This window comes from Streptomyces hilarionis (assembly GCF_024539675.1).
In the GTDB taxonomy this organism is placed as follows: Bacteria; Actinomycetota; Actinomycetes; order Streptomycetales; family Streptomycetaceae; genus Streptomyces; species Streptomyces hilarionis.
On sequence record NZ_JAHHIT010000239.1, the window covers coordinates 1 to 8,767 of the forward strand.

Annotated in this window: 7 protein-coding genes; 6 read left to right on the top strand and 1 reads right to left on the bottom strand. The window is 72.3% G+C overall.

Annotated elements, in window-relative coordinates; genetic code table 11:
* The first annotated feature begins 84 nt into the window (after positions 1–84).
* From KMS84_RS36265 to KMS84_RS36285, 5 genes are all read left to right on the top strand, one after another.
* Positions 85–1,218, top strand: a complete 1,134-nt coding sequence (locus tag KMS84_RS36265; RefSeq protein ID WP_256920802.1) for an SIS domain-containing protein — start codon at positions 85–87, stop codon at positions 1,216–1,218.
* Between the two features lie 154 nt (positions 1,219–1,372).
* Complete coding sequence (gene manA, locus KMS84_RS36270; protein ID WP_256920796.1) at positions 1,373–2,524, top strand: mannose-6-phosphate isomerase, class I; 1,152 nt, start codon at positions 1,373–1,375, stop codon at positions 2,522–2,524.
* A gap of 125 nt (positions 2,525–2,649) precedes the next feature.
* The gene (locus tag KMS84_RS36275) at positions 2,650–3,630 is read left to right on the top strand and encodes a cation diffusion facilitator family transporter (protein ID WP_256920797.1); all 981 of its coding nucleotides are present in this window, start codon (positions 2,650–2,652) and stop codon (positions 3,628–3,630) included.
* A 327-nt stretch (positions 3,631–3,957) separates the two neighbouring features.
* Positions 3,958–5,415, top strand: a complete 1,458-nt coding sequence (ahcY, locus tag KMS84_RS36280) for an adenosylhomocysteinase (protein ID WP_256920798.1) — start codon at positions 3,958–3,960, stop codon at positions 5,413–5,415.
* Positions 5,416–5,628: 213 nt separating this feature from the next.
* A complete protein-coding gene (locus KMS84_RS36285) occupies positions 5,629–6,243 on the top strand; it encodes a hypothetical protein (RefSeq protein ID WP_256920799.1) in 615 nt (204 codons plus the stop codon).
* 68 nt (positions 6,244–6,311) lie between these two features.
* On the opposite strand, the gene KMS84_RS36290 is transcribed toward KMS84_RS36285, so the two are convergent.
* On the bottom strand, positions 6,312–7,304 hold the full coding sequence (locus KMS84_RS36290; protein WP_256920800.1) for an RDD family protein: 993 nt from the start codon (positions 7,302–7,304) through the stop codon (positions 6,312–6,314).
* 133 nt (positions 7,305–7,437) lie between these two features.
* Between KMS84_RS36290 and KMS84_RS36295 the strand changes: the two genes are divergently transcribed.
* Entirely contained in the window at positions 7,438–8,445 is a 1,008-nt protein-coding gene (locus tag KMS84_RS36295; protein ID WP_256920801.1) for a stage II sporulation protein M, read from the top strand.
* The last annotated feature ends 322 nt before the right edge of the window (positions 8,446–8,767 follow it).

Below are 8,767 nucleotides of genomic sequence, written 5' to 3' on the forward strand. Positions count from 1 at the left end.
CCGCACCCCGCCGCCTCCCCGCCACGCGCCCCACCCCCGGCCCCGCACACCGACGACGCCCCCGGGCGATCGGAGACTGCCGCCATGCTCGACGACTCGCTGCTCGACACGCCGCAGGCCCTCGCCGCGGCCGACCACCGGGCGCTCCTGCGCGGCGCCGCCGAGGCCGGCGCCCGCGTCCGCACCGCCGCCCGCTACGCGACCGAGGTCGGCGTCCGCGCCCTCGAACCGGACGGCCGCCCCCGCGCCGTCCTCATCGCTGGCCCCGGCGCCGCCGCCGTCACCGTCGCCGACCTCCTCGGCACCCTCGCCGGCGCCGCCTGCCCCGTCGTCCGCCTGTCGCCCACCGGCGTCGCCCCCGCAGCGGGCGCGCTGCGCTGGGAACTCCCGGGCTGGGCCGGCTCCGTCGACCTCCTGCTGATCGCCACCCCGGACGGCGGCGAACCCGGCCTCGCCCTCCTCGCCGAGCAGGCCTACCGGCGCGGCTGCACCGTCGTCGCCGTCGCCCCCGCGAACACCCCCGTCGCCGAGACGGCCACCACGGGCCACAGCCTCTTCGTCCCCATGGCCGTCGCGCCCTACGAGCAGGACGAACCGGCCCCCGTCGCCGCCTCCGCCCCCGGCGTCCTGTGGGCCCTCCTGACGCCCCTGCTCGCCCTCCTGGACCGCATCTCCCTGCTCTCCGCGCCACCCGAGGCGCTGGAGGCGGTCGCCGACCGGCTCGACCAGGTCGCCGAACGCTGCGGCCCCGCCGTCGCGACCTACAGCAACCCGGCCAAGACCCTGGCCGGCGAACTCGCCGACACCCTCCCCGTGATCTGGACCGAGGGCACCTCCGCCGGCCCCGCCGGCCGCCGGTTCGCCGCCGCCCTCGCCGAACTCGCGGGCCGCCCCGCCCTCGTCGCCGAACTCCCCGAGGCCCTCGCCGAACACAGCGCCCTCCTCGCGGGCCCCCTCGCCGCCAGCGCCGACCCGGACGACTTCTTCCGCGACCGCGTCGAAGAAGCACCCGCCCTGCACGCGCGCGTGGTGCTGCTGCGCGACCGGCCCATCGGCGGCCTCACCGCCGCCCCCGCCGCCCGCGACCTGGCCCTCGGCCACGACACGCCGATCAGCGAACTCGAACCCGAGGAGGGCGACGAACTCGTCACCCTCGCCGAGCTGATCGCCACCACGGACTTCGCCGCCGTCTACCTGGCGCTCGCCTCCGGATCCTGACCCACCCCGACAGTCCGCCCCCCCGGCTGCCCGTCCCGGCCGTCCGCCGACTCGACCGGACGCCCCACGACCGAGCCGCCGAGGACAGGCGGCGACACCCAAGGCAGGCAGCCCCCAGCAGGCAGCGACACCCAGGACAGGCAGAGAGAACCGCATGGACCGCCTCGACAACACGATCCGCCCCTACGCCTGGGGATCCCCCACCGCGATCCCGCACCTGCTCGGCACCCGGCCGACCGGCGAACCGCAGGCCGAGATGTGGATGGGCGCCCACCCGGGCGCACCCTCGCGCACCGGCCGGGGCACCCTCGCCGAGGTGATCGCCGCCGACCCGGACCGCGAACTCGGCGCCCGCACCGTCGCCAGGTTCGGCCCCCGCCTCCCCTTCCTCCTCAAACTCCTCGCCGCCGGCGCCCCCCTCTCCCTCCAGGTCCACCCCGACCTCACCCAGGCCGAGCAGGGCTTCGCGGACGAGGAGCACCGCGGCATCCCCCTCGACGCCCCCCACCGCAACTACAAGGACGCCAACCACAAACCCGAACTCATCTGCGCCCTCACCGAGTTCGACGGCCTCTGCGGCTTCCGTCCCCCCGCACAGACCGCCGACCTCCTCGACGGCCTCGGCGTCGACTCCCTCAAGCCGTACGTCGACCTCCTGCGCGCCCACCCCGAGGACGCCGCCCTGCGCGAGGTCCTCACGGCCATCCTCACCGCCGACCGCGAGGAGACCGCCCACACCGTCGCCGAGGCGGCCGCCGCCTGCGACCGCCTGGGCGGCGACCACGCCCCCTACGCCGACATCGCCCACCACTACCCCGGCGACCCCGGCGTCCTCGCCGCCATGCTGCTCAACCACGTCCGGCTCCAGCCCGGCGAAGCCCTCTTCCTCGGCGCGGGCATCCCGCACGCCTACCTCAACGGCCTCGGCGTCGAGATCATGGCCAACTCCGACAACGTGCTGCGCTGCGGCCTCACCCCCAAACACGTCGACGTCCCCGAACTGCTGCGCGTCGTCCGCTTCGAACCCGGCGACCCCGGCATCCTGCGCCCCGAGGCCGCACCCGACGGCGAAGAGCTCTACGACACCCCCATCGACGAGTTCCGCCTCTCCCGCCACGTCCTCCCGCAGGGCGGCGCCACCCACGACCTCACCCGCGACACCCCGCAGATCCTGCTCTGCACCGCCGGGACCGTACAGGTCGGCGAACACCGGCTCACCCCCGGCCGGTCCGTGTTCGTGCCCGCCTCCGACAAGACCGAAGCGTCCGGCGCCGGCACCCTCTTCCGCGCCACGGTGATTGTCTGACCGCGCTTGTGGATACCTGAACAGCCGTCGCCGGAACGGGCTGCAAGAATGGCCCACCGGCAAAGGGCGGGCAAAGGCCTGCACGGCGAACCGCAGGCACGAAGGCGAAGGGACAACGCGAACACATGAGCGCGTCAGGCGGCAGTAGGGCGATCGTGGCGGCACTCGGCGCCAACCTCGCGATCGCGGCATCCAAGTTCGTGGCGTTCGCGTTCAGCGGCTCGTCGTCCATGCTCGCCGAAGGCGTGCACTCCCTCGCCGACTCCGGGAACCAGGCCCTCCTCCTCATCGGAGGCAAGAAGGCCCAGCGCGAGGCGACCCCCCAGCACCCCTTCGGCTACGGCCGCGAGCGCTACATCTACGCCTTCCTCGTCTCCATCGTCCTCTTCTCCGTCGGCGGCATGTTCGCCATCTACGAGGGCTACGAGAAGATCAGACACCCGCACGAGATCGAGCACTGGTACTGGCCGGTCGGCGTGCTCGTCTTCGCGATCATCGCCGAGGGCTTCTCCTTCCGCACCGCGATCAAGGAATCCAACGAGCTGCGCGGCAAGCTCTCCTGGTCGCAGTTCATCCGCCGCGCCAAGGCCCCCGAACTGCCCGTCGTCCTCCTGGAGGACTTCGGCGCTCTGATCGGCCTCGTCCTCGCCCTCGGCGGCGTCGGCCTGGCCCTCCTCACCGGCGACGGCGTCTGGGACGGCATCGGCACCGTCTGCATCGGCGTCCTCCTCGTCCTGATCGCCCTCGTCCTCGCCGGCGAGACCAAGTCCCTGCTCCTCGGCGAGTCCGCCGGCCTGGACGACGTGCGGAAGATCGAGGCCGCCGTCGTCGACGGACACACCGTCACCGGCCTCATCCACATGCGCACCCTCCACCTCGGCCCCGAGGAACTCCTGGTCGCCGCCAAGATCGCCGTCCAGCACGACGACAGCGCGGCCCAGGTCGCCACCGCCATCGACGCCGCCGAGGCCCGCATCCGCGAAGCCGTCCCCATCGCCCGCGTGATCTACCTCGAACCGGACATCTACAGCGAGGCCGAGGCCGCCAAGGGCCCCGACCGCGAGGCCACCCCGGGCGGCCCCGACCAGCACCCCGCCGAGCACTGAGCCCGGCCCTCCCCGCACCACCCGACAGGGCCCGCCGCACACCGCCGGCCGGCCCTGTCGCCGTTCCCGGCCGCCCGGCGACCGCCCGATCCGGCCGGACGCGGACTGGGGCGGCCCGCGTCGGCGGTGTAGCTTGGAACGGAGCCAGACGTCGCTGCTGATGGCGGTCGGGCGGTCCCAGCGGACCGTCCGAGGGAGAGAGGGCCTCCGACGGACTGCGCTGCGCGTACGCAGGCATGCCTGTGCCCCTCGGGGTACCCCTGTGTCCGCCGACGCGCAGACCAGCCGTGTCCCACCCTCGATCCGACCCCCTAGGAGCAGCTCACCATGACGACTGTCGACAGCCGACAGGACTTCAAGGTCGCCGATCTCTCCCTGGCCGCCTTCGGCCGCAAGGAGATCACCCTCGCCGAGCACGAGATGCCGGGCCTGATGGCGATCCGCCGGGAGTACGCCGAGGCGCAGCCGCTGGCCGGCGCCCGCGTCACCGGCTCCCTCCACATGACCGTGCAGACCGCCGTCCTCATCGAGACGCTGGTCGCGCTGGGCGCCCGCGTCCGCTGGGCCTCCTGCAACATCTTCTCCACCCAGGACCACGCCGCGGCCGCGATCGCCGTGGGCCCCGACGGCACGGCGGACGACCCGCAGGGCGTGCCCGTCTTCGCCTGGAAGGGCGAGACGCTGGAGGAGTACTGGTGGTGCACCGAGCAGGCGCTGACCTGGCCGGACAGCCCCACCGGCGGCCCCAACATGATCCTCGACGACGGCGGCGACGCCACGCTCCTGGTCCACAAGGGCGTGGAGTACGAGAAGGACGGCAAGGTCCCCTCGGTCGACACCGCCGAGAACGACGAGCACCGCGTCATCCTCGAACTCCTCAACCGCACCATCACCGACGGCTCCCAGAAGTGGACCCAGCTCGCCTCGGAGATCCGCGGCGTGACCGAGGAGACCACGACGGGCGTGCACCGCCTGTACGAGATGCAGCGCGACGGCGTCCTCCTCTTCCCCGCCATCAACGTCAACGACGCGGTGACGAAGTCGAAGTTCGACAACAAGTACGGCTGCCGCCACTCGCTGATCGACGGCATCAACCGCGCCACCGACGTCCTCATCGGCGGCAAGACCGCCGTCGTCTGCGGCTACGGCGACGTCGGCAAGGGCTGCGCCGAGTCGCTGCGCGGCCAGGGCGCCCGCGTCATCGTCACCGAGATCGACCCGATCTGCGCCCTGCAGGCGGCGATGGACGGCTACCAGGTCACGACCCTCGACGAGGTCATCGACAAGGCCGACATCTTCATCACCACGACCGGCAACAAGGACATCATCATGGCCTCGGACATGGCCAAGATGAAGCACCAGGCCATCGTGGGCAACATCGGCCACTTCGACAACGAGATCGACATGGCCGGCCTCGCGAAGATCTCCGGCATCGTCAAGGACGAGGTCAAGCCGCAGGTCCACACCTGGACGTTCCCCGACGGCAAGGTGCTCATCGTGCTGTCGGAGGGCCGCCTGCTGAACCTGGGCAACGCCACCGGCCACCCGTCGTTCGTGATGTCCAACTCCTTCGCGGACCAGACCCTGGCCCAGATCGAGCTGTTCACCAAGCCCGACGAGTACCCGACCGGCGTCTACACCCTGCCCAAGCATCTGGACGAGAAGGTCGCGCGCCTCCACCTCGACGCCCTCGGCGTCAAGCTGACCACCCTGCGCCCGGAGCAGGCCGCCTACATCGGCGTCGAGGTCGACGGACCCTACAAGTCGGAGCAGTACCGCTACTGAGTCCGCACCCCACTCGCCGACGGGCGCGTCCGCGCGCTGACGCGCCCCTCGGCACCGGGCCCTCACAGGTCCTCCGAGGCAGGCCCCCGCACCCCCGTGACGGGGGCCTGCCCCTTCGGCCCACGGCCGGAACCGGCCGCCGGCCCACCCGACCCGCCCGCCGAGACGACGGCACGAACCGGACCAGCCGGCCCGTCACACCCCAGGACCCCGATGCCCCGCGGCCGCTATTCGCTCCATGATCCGCACGATCACACCCCCTTCGCCCACGAGCACTTCCACTGCGCCCCCGGCCCCTCCGGCTGGCGCTACGTCTCCCAGCTGACCGCCCCCACCGGCGAGCACACCGGTTCCGTCGACCTCACCCTCGACGACCTGGGCCGCCCCCTGCGCCTCGAACTCCACGCGAGCAGCTGGCAGGTACGCGGCGCCGCCCTGGACGGCGTCACCTGGGTCCGCACCGACCCCACCGGCGCCGAGGCCACCGAAGGCAACGTCCCCGCCCACGCCTTCACCGGCACATCCCCCGCCTTCCTCGTCGCGACCACCCGGCTCCTGCGTCTCACCCCCTCCTCCTCGGCCACCCGCGTACGCCTCGTGGCGTTCACCGACCCGGTCCTCGCCCCACGCACCGTGGACCAGTCCTGGGCCTTGCTGGAAAGAGAAGCACACGCCACTGACAACGGCCCCCTGACCGTGGACGCCTACCAGGTCACAGCCCTGGACACCGGCGAACAGCACACCGTGCACATCGCCGGCGACGTCGTCCTCGCGGCCCCCGGAATCGAGCTGGAAGACCTGGAGACACCCCCCTCCACGTTCACCTGACCCGGCCTCCGCACAGCCGACCGCCGCACAGCGGACCACCGTCCAGCCGGGCCTCCCGACGGGCAGGTCTACGCGGGCGGCGCGAACCCGGTCCCGGCCCCCTCCGGCCGATCACCGATCTCCCGCGGCGGAGCGATCTCCCCCGGCACGGACGGCCCGGTGACCGCGGGCGGCCCGTACGGCACCGGCGGCCCGGCCACGGGCGGCGACGACGACGGGGACGGCGACGGGAACGGAGAAGGGGGCGCCCCGTACATCCTGGGCGGTTCGTACGCAGTCGGCGGCCCGTACGGTCCGGGCGAACCGTACGGTCCTCCGGCGAACACCCGCCGCGCCTCCCTCACCTGCCGTTCTTGCAGCACCGCCGCCAGAAAGGCGGCCGGCGGCACCCCCTGCGGAACCGGAACCCCCGTACGCGCCGCGAGATCACCCGCCAGCCGCTGCGCCATCGACCAGCCGACCTGCGGATCCAGCTGGTTCATCCGCCCCAGGTACTGGCGCACCGCCAGCCACAGCCCGTCCGGCACCGCGGACAGGTCGAGCCCCTGGAAGCGCCCCGCCAGCCAGGGCGGAGGCGGCGGCAGAAACCCGGACCGCGCCGCCGGAATCCGCTCACGCACCACCAGCGTCCCGGCGAAGACATCGCCCAGCCGGCGCCCCCGCGCCGACACGAGCGAGGCGATGCAGGCCACCACCCCGGCCGTCAGCAGAATCTCCACCACACCGACGGCCCCGCGCACCAGAGCGTGCCGGAACCGGATCGGGCCGCCGTCGTCCCGCACCACCCGCAGCCCGCACGCCGCCTTCCCGAGCGAGCGCCCGTGGCTGAGCGTCTCCACCGCGATCGGCCCGCCCACCAGCACCAACAGGAACGCGGCGATCGACACCGCGATCCGGGCCGCCTCGTCCAGCGAAGCCGTCGCCGCCAGCAACGCGACACTCACGACGACGTAGACCACCAGAGCCACGACCAGGTCCAGCAGCGTGGACAAGCCCCGGCTGGGCAATCTGGCCGGCCGCAGCTCCAGTGCCACCGCCTCACCCGTCACCAGCTCACTCACGCCCGCCGTCCCTTCCCCGTCCCACCCGCCCCGTGAACAGCCAGTCTGCCAAGCTGAAGGCACATCGCGCCGCAGTAGGACAAGCTGACATCACCACCGGCCGCTGAAGAACAGCCGAGGAGCAGGCACACCGATGGACCTCGACGTCTTCGTCTCCGCCCACCGAGCGGAGTGGGAACGCCTCGACGCGCTTCTGCACCGCCGACGCCGTCTCACCGGCGCGGAGACCGACGAACTCGTCACCCTCTACCAGCGCGCCGCCACCCACCTGTCCCTCGTCCAGTCCAGCGCCCCCGACCCCCAGCTCACCGGCCGGCTCACCCAGCTCGTGGCACGCGCGCGCAGCGCGGTGACGGGAACCCGTCGAGCCTCCTGGCGCGACGTGACGCGCTTCCTCGCACAGGGCTTCCCGGCCGCGGTCTACCGGTCACGCCACTGGTGGGTGCCGACCGCGCTGCTCTCCACCACCGTCGCCTTCCTCCTCGGGTGGTGGATCGGAACCCACCCGGAGGTCCGGTCCTCCCTCGCGGCCCCCGACGAACTGCGGGAGCTCACCCGGCCCGGCGGCCTCTACGAGACCTACTACTCCAGCCACCAGGCAGCGGCGTTCGCCGCCCAGGTCTGGACGAACAACGCCCAGGCCGCCGCGATGTGCCTCGTCCTGGGCGTCTTCCTGGGCCTGCCGGTCCTGTGGATCCTCTTCCAGAACATGCTCAACCTCGGCATCGGCGCCGGCCTCATGTCCTCCGCCGGCCGGCTGGACACCTTCCTCGGACTCGTCCTGCCCCACGGCCTGCTGGAGCTCACGGCGGTCTTCGTCGCGGCCGGCACCGGCCTCCGCCTGGGCTGGACGGTGATCGACCCGGGCCCCCGCACCCGCCGCAACGCCCTGGCCGAGGAAGGCAGAGCCGCAGTGGGCATGGCGATCGGACTCGCCCTGGTCCTCTTCGTCTCGGGAGCCATCGAAGGCTTCGTCACCCCGTCCGGCCTGCCCACCTGGGCCCGCATCACCATCGGCGTCACCGCCGAACTCGCCTTCCTCGCCTACGTCTACGTCCTCGGCGGCCGGGCCGCCCGCGCCGGCGCCACAGGCGACGTCGAGGAAGCCGAGCGCAGCGCCACGGTGCCGACGGCCGCCTGATGTGCGACCGGCCCCGTTCAACTGCTAGTCTCCTCTTCGCCCCACAAAAGCCGTTGACACGGAGCGCGTGGGGAGGTAGATTCGAACAGTTGCCTGGAACTGGACAGAGTCCGGTCGGCAGCGGTTAGTATCTAGTCGGCCTCTCGAATCGCAGATTCCATCGAGGCCCCCGATAAATCGGAAACGAATGGCCGGTCAAACCGGCCCGGAACTTCTGATAAAGTCGGAACCGCCGGAAAGGAAAACCGCGAAACAAAAGCGGAAGACCTGGAAAGCACCGAGGAAATCGGATCGGAAAAAGATCTGATAGAGTCGGAAACGC

What these genes read in the sequence shown, in the direction of transcription:
- KMS84_RS36275 (WP_256920797.1), top strand. Translation starts at nt 2,650, where the DNA reads ATGAGCGCGTCAGGCGGCAGTAGGGCGATCGTGGCGGCACTCGGCGCC.
- KMS84_RS36265 (WP_256920802.1), top strand. Translation starts at nt 85, where the DNA reads ATGCTCGACGACTCGCTGCTCGACACGCCGCAGGCCCTCGCCGCGGCC.
- KMS84_RS36285 (WP_256920799.1), top strand. Translation starts at nt 5,629, where the DNA reads ATGCCCCGCGGCCGCTATTCGCTCCATGATCCGCACGATCACACCCCC.
- ahcY (WP_256920798.1), top strand. Translation starts at nt 3,958, where the DNA reads ATGACGACTGTCGACAGCCGACAGGACTTCAAGGTCGCCGATCTCTCC.
- KMS84_RS36295 (WP_256920801.1), top strand. Translation starts at nt 7,438, where the DNA reads ATGGACCTCGACGTCTTCGTCTCCGCCCACCGAGCGGAGTGGGAACGC.
- manA (WP_256920796.1), top strand. Translation starts at nt 1,373, where the DNA reads ATGGACCGCCTCGACAACACGATCCGCCCCTACGCCTGGGGATCCCCC.